The organism is Streptococcus sp. ELY_90, from assembly GCF_058314475.1.
In genome coordinates, this window is record NZ_JBZFUJ010000004.1 from 22,971 (window position 1) to 45,057 (window position 22,087).

At 43.4% G+C, this 22,087-nt stretch carries 21 protein-coding genes; 14 read left to right on the forward strand and 7 right to left on the reverse strand.

Features of this window, described 5'->3' with window-relative positions:
• From AC4HAF_RS03490 to AC4HAF_RS03510, 5 genes are all read left to right on the forward strand, one after another.
• A complete protein-coding gene (locus tag AC4HAF_RS03490) occupies window positions 1-765 on the forward strand; it encodes an amino acid ABC transporter ATP-binding protein (RefSeq protein ID WP_491096687.1) in 765 nt (254 codons plus the stop codon).
• Between the two features lie 253 nt (window positions 766-1,018).
• Complete coding sequence (gene mvaD, locus AC4HAF_RS03495) at window positions 1,019-1,951, forward strand: diphosphomevalonate decarboxylase (RefSeq protein ID WP_491096689.1); 933 nt, start codon at window positions 1,019-1,021, stop codon at window positions 1,949-1,951.
• Between the two features lies 1 nt (window position 1,952).
• On the forward strand, window positions 1,953-2,951 hold the full coding sequence (locus AC4HAF_RS03500) for a phosphomevalonate kinase (RefSeq protein ID WP_491096690.1): 999 nt from the start codon (window positions 1,953-1,955) through the stop codon (window positions 2,949-2,951).
• Window positions 2,952-2,959: 8 nt separating this feature from the next.
• A complete protein-coding gene (fni, locus tag AC4HAF_RS03505; RefSeq protein ID WP_491096691.1) occupies window positions 2,960-3,970 on the forward strand; it encodes a type 2 isopentenyl-diphosphate Delta-isomerase in 1,011 nt (336 codons plus the stop codon).
• 4 nt (window positions 3,971-3,974) lie between these two features.
• The gene (locus AC4HAF_RS03510; protein WP_491096692.1) at window positions 3,975-4,484 is read left to right on the forward strand and encodes a hypothetical protein; all 510 of its coding nucleotides are present in this window, start codon (window positions 3,975-3,977) and stop codon (window positions 4,482-4,484) included.
• Window positions 4,485-4,595: 111 nt separating this feature from the next.
• On the opposite strand, the gene trhA is transcribed toward AC4HAF_RS03510, so the two are convergent.
• The 4 genes from trhA to AC4HAF_RS03530 form a co-directional block, all read right to left on the reverse strand.
• Window positions 4,596-5,252, reverse strand: a complete 657-nt coding sequence (trhA, locus tag AC4HAF_RS03515; protein WP_491090563.1) for a PAQR family membrane homeostasis protein TrhA — start codon at window positions 5,250-5,252, stop codon at window positions 4,596-4,598.
• Complete coding sequence (locus AC4HAF_RS03520) at window positions 5,230-5,688, reverse strand: DUF1836 domain-containing protein (protein WP_491090561.1); 459 nt, start codon at window positions 5,686-5,688, stop codon at window positions 5,230-5,232. Before AC4HAF_RS03520 ends, trhA begins: the two co-directional genes overlap by 23 nt.
• 157 nt (window positions 5,689-5,845) lie before the next feature.
• Window positions 5,846-7,141 carry a hydroxymethylglutaryl-CoA reductase, degradative gene (locus tag AC4HAF_RS03525; RefSeq protein WP_491096693.1) on the reverse strand — a complete coding sequence of 432 codons (1,296 nt, stop codon included), beginning with the start codon at window positions 7,139-7,141 and terminating at the stop codon, window positions 5,846-5,848.
• Window positions 7,122-8,294, reverse strand: coding sequence for a hydroxymethylglutaryl-CoA synthase (locus AC4HAF_RS03530; protein ID WP_491090559.1), 1,173 nt, complete (start codon window positions 8,292-8,294; stop codon window positions 7,122-7,124). Before AC4HAF_RS03530 ends, AC4HAF_RS03525 begins: the two co-directional genes overlap by 20 nt.
• Window positions 8,295-8,523: 229 nt before the next feature.
• Here AC4HAF_RS03530 and AC4HAF_RS03535 point away from each other — a divergent pair, with 229 nt between their 5' ends.
• The 7 genes from AC4HAF_RS03535 to mmuM all read left to right on the forward strand — a co-directional run bounded on the left by AC4HAF_RS03535 (window position 8,524) and on the right by mmuM (window position 16,070).
• Window positions 8,524-9,363 (forward strand): thymidylate synthase, encoded by an 840-nt coding sequence (locus AC4HAF_RS03535; RefSeq protein WP_491096694.1) that lies wholly within the window; start codon window positions 8,524-8,526, stop codon window positions 9,361-9,363.
• A gap of 83 nt (window positions 9,364-9,446) precedes the next feature.
• Window positions 9,447-9,944 (forward strand): dihydrofolate reductase, encoded by a 498-nt coding sequence (locus tag AC4HAF_RS03540; protein WP_491090556.1) that lies wholly within the window; start codon window positions 9,447-9,449, stop codon window positions 9,942-9,944.
• A gap of 217 nt (window positions 9,945-10,161) precedes the next feature.
• Window positions 10,162-11,394 (forward strand): ATP-dependent Clp protease ATP-binding subunit ClpX, encoded by a 1,233-nt coding sequence (gene clpX, locus AC4HAF_RS03545; RefSeq protein ID WP_491090555.1) that lies wholly within the window; start codon window positions 10,162-10,164, stop codon window positions 11,392-11,394.
• A gap of 12 nt (window positions 11,395-11,406) precedes the next feature.
• Window positions 11,407-12,000, forward strand: a complete 594-nt coding sequence (yihA, locus tag AC4HAF_RS03550) for a ribosome biogenesis GTP-binding protein YihA/YsxC (RefSeq protein ID WP_491096695.1) — start codon at window positions 11,407-11,409, stop codon at window positions 11,998-12,000.
• A 184-nt stretch (window positions 12,001-12,184) separates the two neighbouring features.
• Window positions 12,185-13,552, forward strand: a complete 1,368-nt coding sequence (locus tag AC4HAF_RS03555) for an FAD-dependent oxidoreductase (protein WP_491096696.1) — start codon at window positions 12,185-12,187, stop codon at window positions 13,550-13,552.
• A 175-nt stretch (window positions 13,553-13,727) separates the two neighbouring features.
• Window positions 13,728-15,104 carry an amino acid permease gene (locus tag AC4HAF_RS03560; protein ID WP_491096697.1) on the forward strand — a complete coding sequence of 459 codons (1,377 nt, stop codon included), beginning with the start codon at window positions 13,728-13,730 and terminating at the stop codon, window positions 15,102-15,104.
• 9 nt (window positions 15,105-15,113) lie between these two features.
• Window positions 15,114-16,070 carry a homocysteine S-methyltransferase gene (mmuM, locus tag AC4HAF_RS03565; protein WP_491096698.1) on the forward strand — a complete coding sequence of 319 codons (957 nt, stop codon included), beginning with the start codon at window positions 15,114-15,116 and terminating at the stop codon, window positions 16,068-16,070.
• Window positions 16,071-16,163: 93 nt separating this feature from the next.
• Here mmuM and AC4HAF_RS03570 read toward each other — a convergent pair whose 3' ends face one another.
• On the reverse strand, window positions 16,164-17,429 hold the full coding sequence (locus tag AC4HAF_RS03570; protein ID WP_491096699.1) for an aminotransferase-like domain-containing protein: 1,266 nt from the start codon (window positions 17,427-17,429) through the stop codon (window positions 16,164-16,166).
• Between the two features lie 95 nt (window positions 17,430-17,524).
• On the opposite strand from AC4HAF_RS03570, the gene AC4HAF_RS03575 reads away from it, so the two are divergent.
• Window positions 17,525-18,376, forward strand: coding sequence for a pyridoxamine kinase (locus AC4HAF_RS03575; protein ID WP_491096700.1), 852 nt, complete (start codon window positions 17,525-17,527; stop codon window positions 18,374-18,376).
• A complete protein-coding gene (locus tag AC4HAF_RS03580; protein ID WP_491096701.1) occupies window positions 18,373-18,909 on the forward strand; it encodes an ECF transporter S component in 537 nt (178 codons plus the stop codon). Before AC4HAF_RS03575 ends, AC4HAF_RS03580 begins: the two co-directional genes overlap by 4 nt.
• A gap of 127 nt (window positions 18,910-19,036) precedes the next feature.
• Here the strand turns inward: AC4HAF_RS03580 and AC4HAF_RS03585 are convergent, their stop codons facing one another.
• Window positions 19,037-19,681 carry an endonuclease III domain-containing protein gene (locus AC4HAF_RS03585; protein WP_491096702.1) on the reverse strand — a complete coding sequence of 215 codons (645 nt, stop codon included), beginning with the start codon at window positions 19,679-19,681 and terminating at the stop codon, window positions 19,037-19,039.
• A 119-nt stretch (window positions 19,682-19,800) separates the two neighbouring features.
• Entirely contained in the window at window positions 19,801-21,909 is a 2,109-nt protein-coding gene (locus tag AC4HAF_RS03590) for an AAA family ATPase (protein WP_491096703.1), read from the reverse strand.
• Between the last annotated feature and the right edge of the window lie 178 nt (window positions 21,910-22,087).

Here is a 22,087-nt window from a genome sequence, read left to right on the forward strand (position 1 = left end):
ATGTTAGATATTAAAAATTTATCAAAGCAATTTGGCGATAAGACTGTCCTTGACGATGTCAGTCTGAAGGTCAATAAGGGTGACGTTGTTGTCATTCTGGGGCCCAGCGGATCAGGGAAAACGACTTTTCTGCGCTGCCTCAATCATTTAGAGAAGGCGGATCAGGGACAGCTGATTCTGGACGATCAGTCCTATAACCTAGCTGCTCTGAATCGCAAAGAGGTGTTGACTATTCGGCAGAAAACTGCCTTTGTCTTTCAGCATTACAATCTTTTTGCTAACAAAACGGCTCTGGAGAATATTTTGGAAGGTCTTGTTGTTGCGAGGAAAATTCCTAAGAAAGAAGCAGAGACCATAGCTTTAGAGGCCTTAGAAAAGGTGGGTCTGCTAAGTTACAGAGATTATTATCCCAGTCAGCTGTCGGGCGGTCAGCAGCAGCGCATCGGCATTGCGCGTGCTATTGCGGTGAAACCTGATGTTATCTTTTTTGATGAACCGACATCAGCCTTGGATCCAGAATTGATCGGTGATGTTTTAGGCGTCATGAAACAGCTGGCTGAAGAGGGAATCACCATGGTTGTCGTGACGCATGAAATGAGTTTTGCCAGAGACGTCGCTAATCATGTTATCTTTATGGACGGCGGACATATTATTGAAGAAGGAAGCCCTAAAGAATTTTTTCTGCGGCCTAAGGAAGAGCGAACACGGCGCTTTCTGGCTCGTATCCTATCCGATGATACTTATACTGTCAATTATGTTCTCTAATATTAGTACTGGTAAAATTTAAATATAAAAAGAGCGCTTCATAAGTTAGATAAAAATAGATGAGAAGGATTGCATTCTGTATTATGCAGAGTTCTGTCCTTTTTATTTTGTCTTGATACGCTTGCAGCTGTAAGAACGACCAAAGTTTGACCCGACTGCTTGCCAGCTATTAAGGGTCGCTTTTTTCTCATTTTTATATTAAAATAAGAAGGTGAGGCATGCGGCCAAATGGTAGGTGAAAAGGAGTTTCAAGGTGACTGAAAAAACTGTAAGTGTCAAATCTTATGCTAATATTGCTATTATTAAGTATTGGGGAAAGGCCGATGCCGAAAAGATGATTCCGGCAACCAGCAGTATTTCTCTGACGCTTGAAAACATGTATACGGAGACCAAACTTTCGCTCTTGCCAAATGCCGCTGCTGATGAATTTTATATTGACGGTGTTTTGCAAAATAAAGAAGAGCACGCCAAGATGAGCAAGATTTTGGACTATTTTCGAAAAGATCAGCCGATTTTTGTGAAAATAGAAACGTCTAATAATATGCCGACAGCAGCAGGTCTGTCATCAAGCTCCAGTGGTTTGTCAGCCCTTGTGAAGGCTGCTAATGATCTTTTTGATAAGCATCTCAGTCAGAGTGAGTTGGCTCAGCTGGCAAAATTTGCATCCGGCTCTGCTTCACGCTCTTTCTTTGGACCGCTAGCTGCTTGGGATAAGGATTCCGATGAGATTTACAAGGTCAAGACCGATTTAAAATTGGCCATGATCATGCTGATTCTAGATGATGCTAAAAAGCCTGTTTCCAGCAGAGAGGGCATGAAGCGCTGTTCGGAAACTTCCCCTAATTTTAAGGACTGGATTGCCCAATCCGAGAAAGATTACAGAGACATGCTGACCTATCTTGAAGCCAATGATTTTGAAAAAGTGGGAGAGCTGACGGAACGCAATGCCCTGGCCATGCATGCAACGACAGAGACGGCAGAGCCTCCTTTTTCTTATTTGACAGAAAAGTCCTATGAGGCGATGGAAAGCGTAAAAGCTCTTCGGCAGCAAGGCGAAAAATGCTATTTTACCATGGATGCAGGCCCCAATGTTAAGGTTCTGTGCTTGGCAGAAGATTTGGAGCGCTTGGCTGATTTGCTGGCTCAGGATTATCAGATTATCAAGTCTGAAACAAAGGAACTGTAATATGGATGATGCTATTTGGGTACAGACCGGCGGTAAACTCTACATCGCCGGTGAATACGCTGTTTTAACACCTAAACAGTCGGCTCTTATCAAGAATATTCCTATCTATATGACGGCTGCCATTAAACCGGCCGGCCGGATTTCTATCTGGTCTGATATGTTTGACTATCGTACAGGGCTGACAGCGGATGCAAATTACTCTTTGATTCAGGAGACGATTGCTGTTTGGGCAGCTTTTTTAGGTAAGGAGGTGTCTGATCTAAGACCTTTTACCCTGGATATTACCGGCAAAATGGAGCGCAGCGGCATCAAATTCGGTATTGGCTCCAGCGGCAGTGTGACTGTTTTGACCTTGAAAGCTTTAGCTGCTTTTTATCATGTGAATCTGTCTGCGGACACGCTTTTTAAGTTAGCTTCGTATACCTTAATCAAGCATGGCGATAACGGTTCCATGGGGGATATTGCCTGCATTGCCTACGAGGACTTGATTTGCTTTACAGCCTTTGACCGCAGCCGCGTGCGCAGCTGGATTGAACGCTATGACTTAAAGACTGTTCTGGCTGAAAACTGGGATTACAACATTGATGTGGTGAAACCGGCTCTGCCCTGTGATTTTCTGGTCGGCTGGACTAAAGAAGCAGCGATTTCGCGCCATATGATTAATTTGGTCAAATCGGCCATTACAGATGATTTTCTCAGACAGACTCAAAAAGCTGTTCTTAAGTTAAAGGCAGCTTTAGAAGCGGGAGAAAAATCGGCTGTCAAAGCAGAAATTGAGACTGTGTCCGAACTTTTGTCCGCACTCAGCCCTGCCATCTACAGTGATAAGTTAAAAGAACTGAAAGCTGCCAGTCGGGGGCTGGATGCTGCTGCCAAATCATCGGGTTCAGGCGGCGGTGACTGCGGCATTGCCCTGTCGTTTGATGAAAAAGCCAGTCAGACATTAATAGAGCGCTGGCAGACCCACGGCATCGAATTGCTTTACCAAGAAAAATTATAGGAGAACGCATGGCAAACCGAAAAGACGATCATATCAAATATGCTCTTAAATATGAAGCTCCCTACAATAGTTTTGACGATATGGAGCTAATCCATCATTCTCTGCCTGATTATGATCTGAATGAGATTGATTTATCAACACATTTTGCTGGACGCGACTTTGAGTTTCCTTTCTACATCAATGCCATGACCGGCGGTTCAGAAAAAGGACGAGCCGTTAATCGTAAATTGGCTCAGCTTGCACAGGCGACAGGAGTCGTCATGGTGACGGGCTCTTACAGCGCTGCCCTTAAAAACAATCAGGAGGACTCTTATCCGACTCATCAGGACTTCCCTGATTTGCTTTTGGCGACCAATATCGGCCTTGATAAGCCTGTTGAACTTGGGCAGCAGACGGCAGCACAGATGAAGCCTATTTTTCTGCAGGTTCATGTCAATCTCATGCAGGAACTCCTCATGCCGGAAGGCGAACGTGATTTTCGCCGCTGGAAATCCAATCTTGCGGATTACGCCAGAGAGATTCCTGTACCGGTTATTCTTAAAGAAGTCGGTTTTGGCATGGATGTTAAAACGATTGAAACGGCTGCCGAGCTGGGTATTAAGACCTTTGATATTTCCGGCCGCGGCGGTACCAGTTTTGCTTATATTGAAAATCAGCGCGGGGGCAACCGTTCTTATCTCAACGACTGGGGACAGACGACCCTGCAGGCACTTTTAAATGCTCAGCCTCTGGTAAATCGAGTAGAGATTTTAGCTTCGGGCGGTGTCAGGCATCCTTTGGATATGGTGAAATGCTTTGTTTTAGGAGCCAAAGCGGTCGGCTTATCACGCACGGTTCTTGAGCTGGTAGAACGTTATTCTGTTGAGGATGCCATTGCGATTATTAACGGCTGGAAGGATGACCTGCGGCTAATCATGTGTACTCTCAACTGCAAAACGATTGAAGACTTGAAAAATGTCGATTATATCTTATACGGGAAATTAAACGATGCCCAGCAGGCCAAAAATTCAAGGAGTTAGTCAGATGCTGCTTAAAAGTTTTAATTTTTTCGAAACAGAGATGGCGGACTTTCCTAAATTGTTTTCAGATGATTTGATGAACGCAGATACAGCAGCAGATAAAGTCTATTTTGCCGGAACAAACCAAGTGCTCTCTCGTCTGACCAATGATCTTTATGCTGTCAGTGATGATGCAGACCATATTTCTGATTATTTGGCAAGGGGCTACACAAATTTAACTGTGTACAAGCGGAGTTTTTCCATTTCTGATGATGGCTCAATGAGGGAAATTGACAAAAAATTTACCAGCTATCTTATAATCTTTAAGAGAAAGAACCGTTATTTTAAAATTTTTTCCAAAGACGGTTCTCAAAAACTGGACGCCCTTATTAATCGGTATTTTGCAAAAGCCAATCATTCCGAGGAGTTAAAAAATGAGATTGTCAGCCTTTTGCAGCAGATCAAAGAAGAAGTAAGTGCTGACAAACTGACAGTTATCGGTTTTAAAGAACTGGAAAGCTATTTTTGGCATTAAAACGCTGTTACAAAAAAATGCCCTTGAAACAAAGATTTTTCAAGGGCACTTCAGTAGATCATAAATTTATGGCGCAATAGGTTAGTTTGACTGACTGTGCGCTTTTTTATTTTACAGCATGTAATAAACGATGGCAGTATACTGCAGAGCCGAAGCAAGCAGGATAAAAAGATGCCAGATCATGTGGAAATATGGTCTTTTCTTAGCATAAAAGAAAGCACCGACTGTATAAGAGAGTCCGCCGGCAAGCATAAGGAGCCAAAAAGTAAGACCGGTCTTACTAATGACAGCCGGAATGATAAAAATCACCAGCCAGCCCATTAGTAAATAAAGAAAGAGACTGAACTTGTCATTGATTTTTTTGGCAAAAATTTTGTATAAAATGCCAAAAATAGTTGTTCCCCACTGCAAAATAATAATCAGATAGCCCAGCCGCCCGCTGACAAGAGACAAAGCAACCGGTGTATAAGACCCTGCGATAGCAATATAAATCATACTGTGATCAATAATGCGCAGGACATATTTCTGCGGCGAGTCATACTGCATTGAATGATAGACCGTTGATGACAAAAACATCAAAAAGAGACTGATGACAAAAATAGACATACCGACAGTCGCTTTCATACCGTAAGACTGGTAGCTGTAAATGGCAGTAATCGGCAGTAAAATAAGCATTATGACAGCACCGACAGCATGCGTGACACTGTTTGCGACCTCTTCGCCAAAGCTTAAGCGCTTGCTTAATTTAAGTGTTTGTGCTGGGTTCATCTGTGTTACCTCTTTGTAATTCTAAAACAAGCTGATGCGTCTGATGATAGAGTTTCAGCGTTTGGCAGGCAGAAATAATTACCGCCGGAACATCCTCAGTACTGTCGCCGTTCATGCAGGCGACAAAATGATTGTAACTGGTTTCTGACTGATGGTTAGCTGTCAGTATTTCCAGTGTCTGGCTAATTTCCTGAATTGCGAAAACATTTTTCAAACTGGTTATGACGATCAAACGAGCCACTTGTTTGCGGCTGTATTTTTTCTTGACAGGTTTGTCAATATGGCCATGTTTGACATAGTTATTAATCATGGCTGCTGTCAGTCCTTTATCATTTTGAGAAGAGAAACTTGCAATCTGATTGACATACAAGAGTACCTGATCAAGATACAAGTCCAGCTCCGGCAGTTCTTTCCATAGAGGATAAGAATAAATCATAGATTATCACCTTTAGTTTATCTAGTTTTCATAACCAGATTATATAATTATTTAAAAACAATGTCAAGGAAAAACTCTTGACCCGCAAAAATAACTGCACAGCAGCAAAAGCAGCCGATTCTTCATTAAAACACTAAAACACCCAGACTGCTGCAGTCTAGGTGTTTTCATCTCTTAGGTTTTGTAAAATAGTCTGTGCGGTTTCTATATTCATGTGATTGGCTTCAAGAAGCTGACCGATAGCTTTTGGAAGTTCGGTTTCTTTTGCGCCGGCAAGCAGCAGGAGAGATTTGGCTTGCAGTTTCATGTGCCCTGCCTGAATACCGGTGCTGGTCAATGCCTTGAGCGCTGCAAAATTTTGGGCCAGTCCGACAGCAGCGATGACAGCTGCCAGTTCACGGGCATTTGGATTGCCCAACAAGTCATGGGCTGTGCGAACGCTGGGATTGAGGCCTATAGATCCTCCCTTGGTTGCTACGGGCATAGGCAGGGTCAGCGAACCCTTTAGAATTTGCTGCTTTTGATCGAATGTCCAAGTCGTGAGACCGCGATACTGGCCGTCTTTAGCGGCATAGGTATGGCCGCCCGCTTCGACAGCCCGCCAATCATTGCCCGTTGCCATGACAACAGCATCGATGCCATTGAAAATGCCTTTGTTGTGGGTGCTGGCTCGATAACTGTCGATTTGCGCCAGCCTGCTTGCCAGCTCTATTTTGCGGGCAAATGTCTGAGCCTGCGCCTTATTGCGGCTGAGAAATCTGAGGTCAACCTGACAGCTTGCTGTTACCAGAGATTCAGTTGCGTAATTAGACAGAATTGCCATCAGCTGTTTGCCGCCGGATATTTCTTCCAGCATCGGCATCAGGGACTCCATCATGGTATTAACCATATTGGCTCCCATAGCTTCCTGGGTGTCAACTGTCAGATACACAATAAGAAATTCTTCTTTAATGTCAACTGTCAGGCGGCGTGCGCCGCCTCCGCGTTTAACGATAGAAGGGTAGGCATCATCAGCCAAAAGCAAGAGCTGAGCTTTTTGAGCCAGAATGTCTTTCTTGGCTGTATTGAGGTCAGGAACCTGATAAAGTACGGCCTGGCCAATCATTTGACGCTCATGAATGACCGTTGCAAAGCCGCCTGAACGCTTGATTAGTTTTGCAGCAAAACTGGCGGCAGCAACAACGGATGGTTCTTCTGTAACAAAAGGAACCTGATACTCTCTGCCATCAATAAGAAAGTCAGGCGCTAGAGCAAAAGGCAGGGAATGTGTTCCGATAACATTTTCTGCCATCTGGTCAGCTGTTTTAAGCGGGAGCTGGCGGTTATAGGTCAGATTGTCTAAATTTTCAGAGCTTAGCAGCTGCATTTCTGCCAGCAGGCTGATTCGCTCCTTCAGAGATTTTTTTGAAAAACCTGTCCAGTTTATTTTGTTCTCAGTCATTGATTTTACCATAAATTCGCTGATGTTCCGTGATTTCTTTTAAAGCGAAGCTGCCTGTTTTATAATTTTCAAAAGAAGCATTGCCGTTTTTATCTAAAACAGCTTCTTCAAAGAACATTTTTTCGTATTCACTTACAGATAAGGGGCTGCGCTGTGCAAGACTTTCCAAACGATTGCTCAGCAGCTGTTCTTTAAAACCTTCGGCCAAGGTTCCTGTAAAGATTTCTGCAACAGCGCCGCTGCCGTAACTAAAGAGTGCGATTTTGTCGCCAGCAGCCAAATTTCGGCTGTTTTCAAGCAGGGAGAGCAGTCCCAAAAAAAGCGAACCTGTATAAATATTTCCAATCTGCCGGCTGTAAAGGATGGAAGCCTCAAAATTTGCTCTCAGCTTTTCCTGCAAGGTATCGGGCAGAGTTTTGTCCATGATTTTATTGAAACCTTTGAGGGCCAACTTAGGAAAGGGCAGGTGGAAACAAAAGGCTGCAAAATCAGCTAAAGAAGTTTCAAAGCGCTTTTGGTATTCAGTCCAAGTTGTTTTCAGCATATCCAGATACTGTTTGGTCGAATAAATACCGTTAACATAAGGTGTTACTGAGTAATTAGGCCGCCAGAAATCCATAATGTCACGCGTTTGTGCCAGCGTTTCATCATGAAGAATTAAAATAGCAGGATCTTTTTTGATCAGCATGGCCACACTGCCTGCCCCTTGAGTTGACTCACCGGGACTGGCAGCCCCATATCTGGCAATGTCGCTGGCCAGAACGAGCACTCGCGACTGAGGGTGCTTTTCAACATGGAGTTTGGCATAATTAAGAGCAGCAGTGGCACTGTAACAAGCTTCTTTCATTTCGATGCTGCGGGCAAAAGGCTGGATTCCCAGCAGCTGATGAACATAGACAGCAGCTGCTTTGCTCTGATCAACACTTGACTCGGTTGCCACAATGACCATATCAATCAGTTCCTTGTCTTCATCTGTTAAAATTTCCTCAGCAGCCCCGGCCGCTAAAGTGATGATGTCATCTGTAACAGGAGCGATACTGAGCGCATCAAGCATAAGACCCTTGCTAAATTTCTCAGGATCTTCGCCGCGGGCTGCAGCTAAGTCTTTCATGTTCAAGACATATTGGCTGGTCGCAAAACCAATTTTATCAATTCCAATTGCCATAGTGTTCCTTCTTTTCCTTTTAATTATATTTTTTGTAAAATGTCATAGTTATTTTATCACAATTTAAAATAAAATTAACGAATAAACTTTTGAGAATCAAATTAAAAAACATCCTGTGCCTAATATTAGACAGGGATATCTTTTTTACAATATTTTATAAATTTTCTGCTATAATGTTTTTTAAAAGGAAATTCAGTGCTGATTTCCTACATACATAGAGAGGAAAGCTATGACCAAGGCAGATCTTATTTTTAAGGAAAATATTCATAAAATTTTAGAAACAGGTGCTTGGAGCGAACAGGCACGGCCCAAGTATAAGAATGGCCAGACAGCCAATTCTAAATATATCACAGGCTCCTTTGCTGAGTATGATTTGGCAAAGGATGAATTTCCCATTACGACTTTGCGTCCGATTGCTATCAAGTCAGCCATTAAAGAAGTCTTTTGGATATATCAGGATCAGACCAATGACTTGTCTGTTTTGAATGATAAATACGGCGTCAAGTATTGGAATGACTGGGAAGTCGGACAGACCGGAACCATTGGTGAGCGCTACGGTGCTATTGTCAAAAAGCATGATATCATGCATAAAATTCTCAAGCAGCTGGCTGAAAATCCTTGGAATCGCCGCAATGTCATCAGCCTTTGGGATTATGAAGCCTTTGAAAAAACAGATGGCCTGCTTCCTTGTGCCTTTCAGACCATGTTTGATGTCCGCCGTGTGGGTGAGGACATTTATCTGGATGCAACACTGACTCAGCGCTCCAATGACATGCTGGTGGCTCATCATATCAATGCTATGCAGTATGTTGCCTTGCAAATGATGGTTGCTAAACATTTTGGCTGGAAGGTCGGTAAATTTTTCTATTTTATCAACAACCTCCATATTTATGATAATCAGTTTGAACAAGCCAAGGAGCTTTTGAGACGTGAGCCGTCAGTCTGTCAGCCCCGCTTAGTACTGAACGTTCCTGATAAAACCGATTTCTTTGCTATTAAACCTGAGGATTTTGAGCTGACAGACTACAGTCCGGTTAAACCGCAGCTGAAGTTTGATTTGGCCATCTGAGGCGGCAGACAAATTTTTTCTGAGCTTTTTTTAATAAATTTTGTTAAAATAAAAGAAATGAGAATAAAAGGTAATCTGTAAAAATGACAAAGAAAATTATTGCCATTTGGGCAGAAGATGAAAATGGTTTGATTGGTGGAGACGGCAGGCTTCCCTGGCATCTTCCCAAAGAGCTGAAGCATTTTAAAGAGACAACAACAGGGCATGCACTTTTAATGGGGCGTGTCACTTTTGATGGGATGAAGCGCCGAGTACTTCCTGGCCGGGAAACCTTAATTTTGACAAGGGATCAGGATTTTCAGGCAGATGGTGTCAAGGCTCTGCACAGTCCGGAAGAAGTGCTTGCTTGGTTTGACAATCAGGACAAAAATCTTTATGTTGTCGGCGGTGCTGGTATTTATAAAGTCTTTGAAGATCATTATGATGAGCTTGTCAGAACCAAAGTTCACGGAACATTTTCGGGAGACACCTATTTCCCGGACCTCGATTGGTCTGATTTTAAAGAAACAGCAAGCACAGATTTTGACAGTGATGATAAAAATGCTTATCCTTTTACCATTACTGTTTGGGAAAAGAAGTAGCAAGGAGATTTGCCTAAGATTATGCAAAGAAGTATTTTTGGGGTGTTTACTGCCTTTTTGTTTGTGATTTGTATCTTATGCGCAATCCCTGCGTTTAGGAAAAATCGCTACGGTTTAGGAGTGTTTTTCTTATTGAATGCTTTTACAAATATTGTAAATACCATTCATGCTTTTTATGGAACCTTATTTTAAACGAGATTAGAAATTAGAGGAAAAAATGGCTGGAAATAGAACTACTGATGTCACGGTTCACTGTTCGTTCTGTGGCAAAAATCAAGATGAAGTCAAAAAAATCATTGCAGGCAACGGCGTCTTTATCTGTAATGAATGTGTTGAATTATCGCAAGAGATTATCCGCGAAGAATTAGCAGAAGAAGTTCTTGCCGATCTGACCGAAGTGCCAAAACCTAAGGAACTCTTAGAAATTTTGGACAGCTATGTAATCGGGCAGGATCGCGCTAAGCGTGCCTTGGCTGTTGCTGTTTACAATCACTATAAGCGCATCAGTTTCACAGAAAGTCAGGAAGACCAGGATGTTGACTTGCAAAAGTCTAATATTCTGATGATTGGCCCGACAGGTTCCGGAAAAACTTTTTTGGCTCAGACCTTGGCTAAGAGCCTCAATGTTCCCTTTGCTATTGCAGATGCCACTGCCTTGACTGAGGCAGGCTATGTAGGTGAAGATGTTGAGAATATTCTGCTGAAACTGATTCAGGCTGCTGATTATAATGTGGAACGCGCGGAGCGCGGTATTATCTATGTCGATGAAATTGATAAAATTGCCAAAAAGGGTGAGAATGTTTCTATTACCCGCGATGTTTCAGGTGAAGGGGTTCAGCAGGCGCTGCTGAAAATCATTGAGGGAACGGTTGCCAGTGTTCCGCCGCAAGGCGGCCGCAAGCATCCGCAGCAGGAAATGATTCAAATCAACACTAAAAATATTCTCTTTATTGTTGGCGGTGCCTTTGATGGTATTGAAGATATTGTCAAGCAGCGCTTGGGAGAAAAGATCATTGGCTTCGGGCAAAACAATAAGAAGGTTGATGATAAAGCATCCTATATGCAGGAAATCATTTCTGAAGACATTCAAAAATTCGGTTTGATTCCGGAATTCATCGGCCGCCTGCCGGTCTTAGCAGCTCTTGAACAGCTGACTGTTGATGATCTGGTCAAGATTCTGACCGAACCTAAAAATGCTCTGGTTAAGCAGTACAAGACGCTTTTGTCTTATGACGGCGTTGAGCTTGAATTTGATCAGGATGCTCTGGAAGCTATCGCTCAAAAGGCAATTGAGCGTAAAACAGGCGCACGGGGACTTCGGTCTATTATTGAAGAAACCATGCTGGATTTGATGTTTGAAATTCCAAGTCAGGAAGATGTGACCTGTGTTCGCATTACGAAGGAAGCGGTTGAAGGAACAGACAAACCGATTCTTGAGACAGCTTCCTAATAAGGAGACCGTATGAGTGAAACTTTAAATACCCATAACGCTTCTCTTTTGTTAAGTGCAGCAAATAAATCGCATTATCCGCAGGATGAGTTGCCCGAAGTGGCTCTGGCCGGACGTTCAAATGTCGGCAAATCAAGTTTTATTAATACGCTTTTAGGGCGGAAAAATCTTGCCAGAACTTCCGGCAAGCCCGGCAAAACCCAGCTGCTGAACTTTTATAATATTGATGATAAACTGCGTTTTGTCGATGTTCCGGGCTATGGTTACGCCAAGGTTTCTAAGGCTGAGCGTGCCAAATGGGGAAAAATGATTGAAGAATACCTAATTAGCCGCAATAACTTGCGAGCAGTGGTCAGTCTGGTTGATTTTCGTCATGATCCCAGTGCAGATGATGTTCAAATGTACGATTTTCTGAAATATTATGACATTCCGGTTATACTGGTTGCTACAAAGGCTGATAAGGTGCCCCGCAGCAAGTGGAATAAGCATGAAGCAGCCATCAAAAAGAAGCTGAACTTTGATGCGCTTGATCAGTTCATTGTGTTTTCATCCGTTGACCGTACCGGTCTGGATGCATCTTGGGACAGTATTTTGGGACACTTATAAATTTTTGTCAAAGACAGTTCAAAAAAGCAGAATTGCTTTCTTCTGAGCTGTCTTTTGTTTGTTTTTAAAGTGTTTAAACAATGTTTGAAAGCGCTTAGCAATTCATAGTTCAATCATTTGACCTCCTAGGTTGTCTAAGATAGAATGAAAGCGTACCATAAAGGTAACTAAGGAGGTAAAACCTATGGACAGCCAAAAAGTTATTATTGTCGGAGCTTCACATGGCGGGCACGAATCTGCTATAGAATTATTAGATCGGTACTCTGATATTGAGGTTACTATCTACGAAGCGGGGGATTTTGTTTCCTTTATGTCCTGCGGGATGGAGCTTTATCTAAAAGGTGAGGTAACGGCCAAAGATGATGTGCGTAATTTTGCGCCGGCCGATTTGGAAAAACGAGGCGGGACAATTTTTAACAACCACCGAGTTACTGCTATTCATGGCGATAAAAAAACAGTTACTGTCACTGACACAAAAACCGGGCAGGAAAAAGAAGCAGCTTACGATAAGCTGATTTTAAGCTCCGGTGTTAAGCCTGCCATGCTTCCTGTTGAAGGAAACGATCTTGATAATATTTTCTTGATGCGCGGCTATGATTGGGCAACTAAGATTAAGTCTGCTCTGGAATCAGATACCGTTCAGAATGTGGTCGTTGTTGGAGCCGGTTATATCGGTCTGGAAGCAGTAGACGTTTTTGCTAGTGCCGGTAAGAATGTCACCTTGATAGATATTATTGACCGTCCTCTGGGAACTTATTTAAATCCGGAATTGGTTGCTATTTTAGAACCGGAACTTGAAAAAAATGGTGTTAACTTATGCATGGGTGCTAAAATTGAAAGTTTTCAGGGAAGCGACAAGGTTGAAAGGGTAGTAACGGATAAGGGCACTATTGAGACCGACCTCGTTATTGTTGCTGCAGGTGTCAAACCTAATACAGACTGGCTGCAGGGCACGCTAGATTTAGAAGATGGCGGCTTTATCAAGGTAGATGAGTATTTTAGAACAAATCTTCCGGATGTTTATGCTATCGGCGATGCTGTTTTACCTCTGTCTATTCCGGCCGGCAAACCTATGCCGATTGCTTTAGCAACCACTGCCCGCCGTGAAGCGCAATATTTGGTCCAACATATTTTTGAAGCCAAGCCGCATGAGGCCTTTGCCGGTGTCGTTGGTTCTTCAGCCTTGAGTCTGTTTGATTATCATTTCGCAGCCAGCGGTTTGAATGCTTTTTCAGCTGAAAAATGTGAACTAGCCTTTAAAACCAGTTTTTATGAAGATCGCCTGCGTCCGGCTTACATTCCTGATGACAGCAATCCCAAAGTTTATGTCAGTCTGACATTTAATCCGTTGACACATCAAATTCTGGGCGGTGCTGTCCTATCTAAATATGATGTAACAGCGCAGGGCAACGTCTTATCATTAGCTATTGGTCATAAGATGACCTTAGAAGATTTAGCGCAGGCTGATTTCTTCTTCCAGCCCGGCTTTGACCGTCAGTGGAGTTTGCTTAATTTAGCCGCTCAGCATGCCCTGGATTTGGCACGCTTTTAATCAGAATAAGTCTCAAAACGATAGAAAGCAATACTTCTATCGTTTTTGTATGCCAATTTGAGCAAAGGTGGCTGCTTGCGCATATAGTTTTTCTATATCGGATGATAGATAAAAACTATGTCTGAATTCCTGCCTTTCTGTGGTATGATAGAGGTATCAGACATTAGGAGGGTTTATGGAAAACCATAATTTTGAAAACGAAGGTCAGTTCAAGCGAAAAATGACCAGCCGCCACCTTTTTATGCTGTCTTTGGGCGGTGTTATCGGAACCGGGCTGTTCTTGAGTTCCGGTTATACGATTGCACAGGCAGGACCCTTAGGAGCGGTGATTTCCTATTTGATTGGTGCAGTGGTGGTTTATCTGGTGATGCTGTCGCTGGGAGAGCTGGCGGTTGCCATGCCTGTCACGGGTTCTTTTCATACGTATGCGACTAAATTTATCAGCCCCGGAACCGGATTTACTGTTGCCTGGCTCTACTGGCTCTGCTGGACCGTTGCTCTGGGAACGGAATTTCTGGGAGCAGGCATGCTCATGGGACGGTGGTTTCCCCATGTTCCGACTTGGGTATTTGCGACGCTTTTTGCCCTGATTATTTTTGGGATCAATGCCCTCAGTGTCCGCTCTTTTGCCGAGGCTGAATCCTTCTTTTCAAGCATTAAAGTGCTTGCCATTCTCGTTTTTATTGTTTTGGGAATTGGAGCTATGGTTGGATTGGTTTCCTTTGATGGCAGGCATGAAGTAATCCTTTTTAAGCATTTGCTGGCTCACGGAGCTGCTCCCAAAGGCTTTGCAGCTCTTGTTTCAGTTATGCTGGCAGTTAACTATGCCTTTAGCGGAACTGAGCTGATCGGTATTGCTGCAGGAGAAACGGACAACCCTAAAGAAGCAGTGCCCAAGGCCATTAAGACAACAATCGGGCGCTTGGTGATTTTCTTTGTGCTGACTATAGTGGTTTTGGCTTCACTTTTACCGATGAAAGAAGCAGGTGTGTCAAGCGCTCCTTTTGTTGATGTCTTTGATAAGATGGGCGTTCCTTTTGCTGCTGATATTATGAATTTTGTTATTTTAACGGCTATTTTGTCAGCAGGAAATTCAGGACTTTACGCTTCCAGCCGCATGCTGTGGTCTTTGGCCAATGAGGGCATGATCAGCCAAAAGGTTGTCAAAATCAATGAATACGGTGTTCCCATGCGAGCCTTGCTTTTGTCTATGGCCGGTGCTGTTTTGGCTCTGTTTTCAAGTATTTATGCTGCAGATACGGTTTATTTGGCGCTTGTATCTATCGCCGGTTTTGCAGTAGTGGTCGTATGGCTGTCCATTCCTATGGCGCAGATCAATTTCCGTAAGGAGTGGTTAAAAGATCACAGCGAGAAAGAGCTGTCATACAGAACGCCTTTTACGCCGGTGCTGCCCTATGTGACCATTATTTTATTGCTGATTTCCATTATTGGTATTGCTTGGGATGCTTCACAAAGAGCAGGGCTTTATTTTGGTGTACCCTTTATAGCCTTGTGCTATCTTTATTATTATTGGCGCTATGGTAAATTTTGAGGAGGTTTTATGGGACGTTTTAAAACATTGTTAGAACAGGAAGATTATTTGATTTTGCACGGTGCTCTGGGAACGGAGCTGGAATTTTTAGGGCATGACGTGTCGGGAAAATTATGGTCAGCAAAATACCTGTTAGAAGATCCTGACTTAATTAGGTCTGTTCATGAAACTTATTTGCGGTCTGGTTCTGATATTGTAACAACTTCCAGCTACCAAGCCAGCCTGCAGGGGCTGCGTGAGCATGGGCTCAGTCAAACAGAAGCTGAAAAAATCATCGCCTTGACCGTTGATTTAGCTAAAAATGCCAGGGAAAACGTCTGGCGGGAATTAAGCGAGGAAGAAAAAGAAGCGCGTCCTTATCCTTTGATCAGCGGCGATGTCGGGCCTTATGCCGCTTACTTGGCTGACGGTTCCGAATATACCGGCGATTACGGTGATATAGACAAAGAAGCGCTCAAAGATTTTCACAGACCGCGCATTGCTATTTTGCTGGAAAAAGGCAGTGATTTGTTAGCATTAGAAACTATTCCCAGTTTTTTGGAAGCTCAGGCTCTGGCTGAACTGCTGCAGGAAGAGTTTCCTGATGCAGAAGCTTATATGAGCTTTACCGCTCAAAACAGCAGCAGTATTTCTGACGGTACTGCTATAGAAGACGTCGCAGCTTTGCTGGACGAAGTACCGCAGATTTTGGCTGTGGGTATTAACTGCAGCTCACCCTTGGTTTATGATGAGCTTTTAAAGAAAATCAGTGCCGTTACCGATAAACCGCTGGTAACTTATCCTAACTCAGGGGAGGTCTATGACGGCCGACATCAAGCATGGACTCAGACGGCTGACAAATCACATACGCTTTTAGAAAATACCCTTTCTTGGCAAAATCTGGGAGCTAAAGTTGTAGGCGGCTGCTGCCGGACGAGACCCGCTGACATTAAGAGCTTAAGTCAGGGACTAAAAAAGCGCCGTTAAAGTATTTATATTTTCAGCAGGAACGTTGAGCAGCTTTTGCGCCAACTGCAGCTAAAAAAGACTGAGCAAATAACTCAGTCTTTTTTGGCTGTTTTAGAGATTCAAAAGGGCGGCTGCTTCCTGCCAATTGCTGCCTTTTTGCAGGTGAACAAACTGGTAAGGACAGTCTTTGATATAATTTTTTTCCAGAAAATCAGGTGTATTCAGTCTGTGCCTTAAAAGCGAAGGTTTTGTTTTAGGAGGCAGCTCAAGAACCAGCGAATCATGAAAGAGATGATGGGGCAGTTTAAGAAGAGCCGGCGGGATCTCTTTTTTCAGCTCAGAGCGCTCTTGGCTGCGAATTTGTTTGAGATGTTTCTTGTTTTTGGCAAACATGCCATTATCAATGTAAAGCGACAGCGCTTTTTGCATGATGAGGTTGGTATCATAGTCAATTAAACTTTTGTAGGCCAGAAAACTTTTCAGAAGTTTTTTCGGCAGGACTAAGCTTCCCAAACGCAGAGCCGGAAAGAGCGTTGCCGAAAAAGACTTGAGGTAGATGACCTTGTCATTTGTATCCCAATAATGCAGGGAAACATTGGCTGTTTTATCAAGATCTGCCATATAGTCATCTTCTACAATGTAAACATCATATTTTTGCGCCAGCTCTACCAAAAGCTGTTTTTCTCTGAGGCTGTATGAGAGACCCAAAGGATTGGAGAGCCGCGGAATGGTGTAGAAAAATTTAATATCTTCCCGGCGGAAAAAATCTTCCAAGAGATTAAAATCAAGGCCTTCAAAACTGCGCTCAATAGTCAGATAAGGAAGATTTTGTGACTTCACCAAAGCATTCATGCGATGATAGGTAGGCTGTTCCAAAAGAATGGTCTGTTTTTTGTTGGGAAAGTCCATTTGGGACAAGATGTAGAGTGCCTGCTGAGTTCCGGACGTGACAGCAATATTTTCTTTTTTGCTGTAAACGGCCTGGTCTAAAAACAGGTTTTGCAAAGACTGGGTCAACTCTTCCAGACCTTCCTGCCGGTGGTAATAATTGAAAAGGTAGTTTTCCCGGCCGACTAAGGTTTCGTTCATACAGGTTCTGAAATCTTCATAGGCCATATTGTTGTAATCGCTGGACGAAACCTTGAGGAGTGGTTCTTCCTCGTGACTGTCTTCAAAAACATAGTAACCGCTTTTAGGAACGGGATAGATATATTTTTGATATTTTAATTCCGATAAGGCCTTTTGGACGGTGTCCTTGCTGCAGTTAAATTCGGCGCTCAGCCGGCGGATAGAAGGAAGTTTATCCCCTCGTTTGAGTTTGCCGCTTTCAATTTGCTGAACAACAGCAGATAAAATTTCTTGATACTTACTAGTCATTTTGTCCCCATACAGTTTGATTTTGTTCCTATTGTACCTCATTCTAAAATTTCTTACAATAATTTTAAGTTTTGAAAAGAAATTGAGGAATTTTTATGATACCGCGTTTACTGGTGGCCAGTGATCTGCCCGGACTGGGCAAGGTTGCTCTGGCCGGCAGCCTGCCCATTATGGCAGCCTGTCAGGCAGAAACAGTTATTTTGCCGACAGTGCTGTTGTCCTCGCATACGGGCGGCTTTAAAAATATTCACATAGATGACTGCACAGCCGGCATGGCCGGTTTTCTCTCACAGTGGCAGGAATTGGATCTTGTCTTTGACGGTTTGGTGACAGGCTATTTAAAAAATAAAGAGCAAATTGCTTTGCTGATTGATTTTGCTGAAAAAAAGGAAGTTCCTCTTTTTGTAGATCCTATCATGGGGGATAATGGGCATTTTTATCAAGGGTTTGATCAGGATTATGCGCAAAATATCCGCCGTCTCTGTCAAAAGGCAGATGTCATTACGCCTAATCTGACAGAAGCAGCGTTCTTGGCTGATACGGCTTATCTTGGAGATGATTATGACTCAGCTGATATTGAGAATCTTTTGCGGCGATTGGCTGGCATCGGTCCTGAAACGGTTATTTTGACAGGAGTGTCTTTTGAAAAAGATAAGATTGGCCTAGCTCTGTATCAAAAGAAGACCGATAAAACTGTTTATGTCATGGCTAAACGCTACCCTCAGCTGTTTTATGGAACCGGCGATATGCTCACCGCTATCTTGGCAAGCGGCTACTTCCAGGGAATTGCTTTGGAAAAATCCGCCGGCTTAGCCTTAACGTTTTTGGATAGAGCCATCCAGACTACTTTAGCGTTAAAGCGTGACTTAAAATACGGTCTTTGCTACGAGCCGCACTTGTTCAATCTTATCAAACAGCATCACCTGTTATTGGAGGAAATAAAATGAAAAAAGAAGAATTGCGTCGGATAATAGAAGTCAGCCTGTTTGCCGCTTTGATCTTGGTCAGTGTTCAATTTTTACGGATACAAGTAGGGCCGCAGTTTATTCACTTGGGGAATGCATTGGTCGTTGTGGCTGTCCTTGTTTTTGGTTCTAAATTTGGCGCTCTAGCGGCAGCGCTGGGACTAGGCTTGTTTGATATTTTAAATGGCTATGCAGCAGAAGTTTGGATAACGATTTTAGAATCCTTGATTGTCTGCTATGTGCTGCATCTGGTTTATGAGAAGGCTATGAAATCAAAGGATACGGCAAGCAATATCCTTGCTGTCGGCATTATTGCTGCCCTGACAAAAATCATTCTCAACCTAGTCAAGTACACCATCATTAACAGCTTAGTGGGGAATCTGCCTTTGTTTGCAGCCATGACAGGAGCTCTTGTCAAAATTACCGGAACTTTCGGAACTTCAATAGTAACTGCTCTTGCAGTGCCCTTGCTGTACCCTGTTTTCAAAGGTATTGTCCGGGGCAAAAAACAATAGTCGAATGAAGTAAAAAAATGAGAGTGGGGCAACTATAGTTCCACTCTTTTTTATTATTCAAAAATAACAGGTGCACACTTGCAGTGTTTTAGACAGCAAGTAAAAGTTACAGACAAGCAGCCTTATTTTATAAAATGAGGCTGTCACCGGCTAAAAAGCTGTTTTCAAAATTTTTGGGCGGATGAAAGTATTCTTTGCCAAATTCATCAATCAAGCCATGAAATTCCTGAGCATCCTGATAAGTAAAAGGAGCCGGCAGCCGATTCAGCTGACGGCTCAAACTCTGATAATCGGTTAAGCCGAAAAGACCCAGATGGCTAAAGAGCGTTCTGGCATATTTATCAGCAATAAACTGCAGCTGATCAAAGATATAGGTCAGAAGAACGTCGGCCGTTTCGGGACCGACACCGTGGAGTTTCAGCAGGGTTTGGCGCAGGTTTTGCCCGTATTGTTTCAGAGCAGCATGAGCATCTTCCTGATGCTCAAGATACCACTGTGAGACTGTCCGAATCGCCTTGCTTTTATTTTTCATAAAGCCGGCCGGGCGAACTAACAGTTCTAATTGCTCTGAGGACAGCTCCTGTATCCTGCGAAAATCGTAAGCTGTCTCAGCTTTGATCAGCTGTGAGGCGCGTGTGGCATTTTTTTCGGTCGTATTTTGAATGAGAATGGCTTCGATGATAATCTGCTGTTTGCTGTCAGCCGGCCACCAGTTAGTAGGCCCCATGTGTTGAAGCATTTTTTGATATAGGTCGTATAAAGTAAGTTCCATAGGATAGATAGCAGGCTTTCTCTTAGAATAACCTTACTTTAACAAATTATCCAAGCATTTTCAAATAGACAATAAGCCCAGCCCCTAAAGGAGCTGAGCTTTATGTACTTATGGAAAAATTAGTTTTCTTCAATAACCAGTTTGCCGTCTTTCATGTCAGCTTTGAGGTGCTTGACATCGGTATGATCTAAGTAGAAGTCAGTAACTTTGTCACGGATTTCCTGTTCGATAACGCGGCGAAGCGGCCGAACGCCCATGGCTTCATCGTAGCCTTCTTCAATCAGATGCGCCTTAGCACTGTCGCTGACAGTCAGATCAATTCCTTTTTTAGCGAGCGTGATATTTACTTCAGAAAGCATCAGCTCAACGATTTCGTCCAAATCTTCCTTGGTCAGATGTGAAAATTCAATGACAGCGTTGAAGCGGTTGAGGAATTCCGGACGGAAGTAAGGAGCGATACGGTCCATAATTTTGACATCCTCGTCTTTTCCGCTAAAGGCTTCATTGCCAAAACCGGCATTTGATGTTGCAATGATAACAGTGTTTTTGAAATTGATGGTATTACCCTGACCGTCAGTTAAGCGGCCGTCGTCCAAGACTTGCAAGAGCAGGGTGATGACTTGCGGATCTGCTTTTTCGATTTCATCAAGCAGGACGATAGAATAAGGATTGCGGCGTACACGTTCGGTAAGGGTGTTGCTGTTATCATCATAGCCCACATAACCGGCGGTTGTCCCAATCAATTTAGAAACAGCCGTGCGATCACTGTATTCGGACATATCAAGACGAATAATAGCATCTTTTGAGCCGAACATGTCAAAGGCCAGCTGCTTAGCCAGCTCAGTCTTGCCGACACCGGTAGGTCCGACAAAAAGGAAGCTGCCGATAGGGCGGTTGCCTTCATCAAAGCCCGCACGATTGCGGCGGATAGCACGAGAAACAGCTTCAACCGCATCATCCTGTCCGATAACTTTACCCTTGAGACGGGAAGTCATTTCTTTCAGCCGTTCAATATCGCTGGTTCCCATCTGTGACACGGGAATACCAGTCAGTCTTTCAACAGCTTCGGCCACGTCATTTATGGTTGCTGTTACCTTGTTGCCTTCCGTATGATTATCAATTTGAGCTTGCAGCTTGTCAATCTTAGTTTTAGCTTTCAAAGCTTCTTCATAATCTTCTTTGTCAACCGCTGTTTGCTGTCTGTCCTTTTCTGCTTGAATTTCTTTTTCAAGCGTCTTAACATCTGTCACCGGATGCTGAGCAGCCAAGTGAGCAGCAGTCATGTCGATAAGGTCAATAGCCTTATCCGGCAGGCTGCGCTGCGGAATATATTGGACGGACAAATCAACTGCAGCCTTTAAAACCTCCTTAGGCAAAACAACATTGTGGTGTTTTTCATAGAGAACTGAGATTCCCTGTAAAATCTTATAGGTAGCTTCAGCAGAGGGAGCGTTGACTTTGACTTCATTAAAGCGGCGGGCCAGAGCAGCATTTTTCATGATGGTATTGCGGTATTCATCCTGAGTTGTTGCACCGATAACTGTCAATTCACCGCGGGAAAGAGCGGGTTTTAGAATATCCGCCAGACCTTTGGAGCCACTGTCGCCGCCCGTACTTCCTGCACCGAGAACTTGGTGAATTTCATCGAAGAACAGGATGATATTGCCGGCTTCTTTGACTTCGCTGACCAAATTTTGAATATTTTCTTCAAAGGAGCCGCGATACTGTGTACCTGCTTCCAAACCGGAAATATCAATAGAAATGATTTCCTTGTTTTTAATAGCAGCAGGGACATCACCGTTGACAATAGCCTGAGCCAGACCTTCAACAACAGCTGTTTTACCAACACCCGCATCGCCGACGAGAACAGGGTTGTTTTTAGTGCGGCGAGACAGAATCTCAGCAGTTTCCTGAATTTCCTTATTGCGTCCGATGACCGGATCCAGCTTACCGGCGCGTGCTTCGTCTGTCAGATTGCGGCCCAGTTTGGATAAAATACCATCTTTCTTTGGTGCATTAGGAGCAGCTTCTTGATATTGCTGAGCGTCAGCATTAGCAGGGAGTTTGCCTGTTTGCCGGTATTGTGCAAACTCTTCGGGGCTTACCTCGCGGCCGTTAATCAGGTAGCGGCGTCGTTCTGAGTTGTAGCCTCCCATATTTCCCATTAGTTGATTGAAAATGTCATCCATGTTTCCAAATGGATCACGTCCGTAAAAGTCATTTGCCATAATTATTACCTCTTTTTGTTAAAATAATAGCTGAGCTAATTATACTATAACAGTTACAAAGCCTTTCTCAAAGTAAAGCCTTGCTGTTACAGCCTTTATCAGCTATTTGTCTATATTATAACACCTGTGTTGTTATATATCAAGGATTATGTATTATATAATAAAAATATTTTCTGCC

Bases quoted from the DNA above. Each gene is read 5' to 3' on its own strand.
- AC4HAF_RS03490 (WP_491096687.1), top strand. From the start codon at position 1: ATGTTAGATATTAAAAATTTATCAAAGCAATTTGGCGATAAGACTGTC.
- AC4HAF_RS03500 (WP_491096690.1), top strand. From the start codon at position 1,953: ATGGATGATGCTATTTGGGTACAGACCGGCGGTAAACTCTACATCGCC.
- fni (WP_491096691.1), top strand. From the start codon at position 2,960: ATGGCAAACCGAAAAGACGATCATATCAAATATGCTCTTAAATATGAA.
- AC4HAF_RS03510 (WP_491096692.1), top strand. From the start codon at position 3,975: ATGCTGCTTAAAAGTTTTAATTTTTTCGAAACAGAGATGGCGGACTTT.
- trhA (WP_491090563.1), bottom strand. From the start codon at position 5,252: ATGAACCCAGCACAAACACTTAAATTAAGCAAGCGCTTAAGCTTTGGC.
- AC4HAF_RS03520 (WP_491090561.1), bottom strand. From the start codon at position 5,688: ATGATTTATTCTTATCCTCTATGGAAAGAACTGCCGGAGCTGGACTTG.
- AC4HAF_RS03525 (WP_491096693.1), bottom strand. From the start codon at position 7,141: ATGGTAAAATCAATGACTGAGAACAAAATAAACTGGACAGGTTTTTCA.
- AC4HAF_RS03530 (WP_491090559.1), bottom strand. From the start codon at position 8,294: ATGGCAATTGGAATTGATAAAATTGGTTTTGCGACCAGCCAATATGTC.
- AC4HAF_RS03535 (WP_491096694.1), top strand. From the start codon at position 8,524: ATGACCAAGGCAGATCTTATTTTTAAGGAAAATATTCATAAAATTTTA.
- AC4HAF_RS03540 (WP_491090556.1), top strand. From the start codon at position 9,447: ATGACAAAGAAAATTATTGCCATTTGGGCAGAAGATGAAAATGGTTTG.
- clpX (WP_491090555.1), top strand. From the start codon at position 10,162: ATGGCTGGAAATAGAACTACTGATGTCACGGTTCACTGTTCGTTCTGT.
- yihA (WP_491096695.1), top strand. From the start codon at position 11,407: ATGAGTGAAACTTTAAATACCCATAACGCTTCTCTTTTGTTAAGTGCA.
- AC4HAF_RS03555 (WP_491096696.1), top strand. From the start codon at position 12,185: ATGGACAGCCAAAAAGTTATTATTGTCGGAGCTTCACATGGCGGGCAC.
- AC4HAF_RS03560 (WP_491096697.1), top strand. From the start codon at position 13,728: ATGGAAAACCATAATTTTGAAAACGAAGGTCAGTTCAAGCGAAAAATG.
- mmuM (WP_491096698.1), top strand. From the start codon at position 15,114: ATGGGACGTTTTAAAACATTGTTAGAACAGGAAGATTATTTGATTTTG.
- AC4HAF_RS03570 (WP_491096699.1), bottom strand. From the start codon at position 17,429: ATGACTAGTAAGTATCAAGAAATTTTATCTGCTGTTGTTCAGCAAATT.
- AC4HAF_RS03575 (WP_491096700.1), top strand. From the start codon at position 17,525: ATGATACCGCGTTTACTGGTGGCCAGTGATCTGCCCGGACTGGGCAAG.
- AC4HAF_RS03580 (WP_491096701.1), top strand. From the start codon at position 18,373: ATGAAAAAAGAAGAATTGCGTCGGATAATAGAAGTCAGCCTGTTTGCC.
- AC4HAF_RS03585 (WP_491096702.1), bottom strand. From the start codon at position 19,681: ATGGAACTTACTTTATACGACCTATATCAAAAAATGCTTCAACACATG.
- AC4HAF_RS03590 (WP_491096703.1), bottom strand. From the start codon at position 21,909: ATGGCAAATGACTTTTACGGACGTGATCCATTTGGAAACATGGATGAC.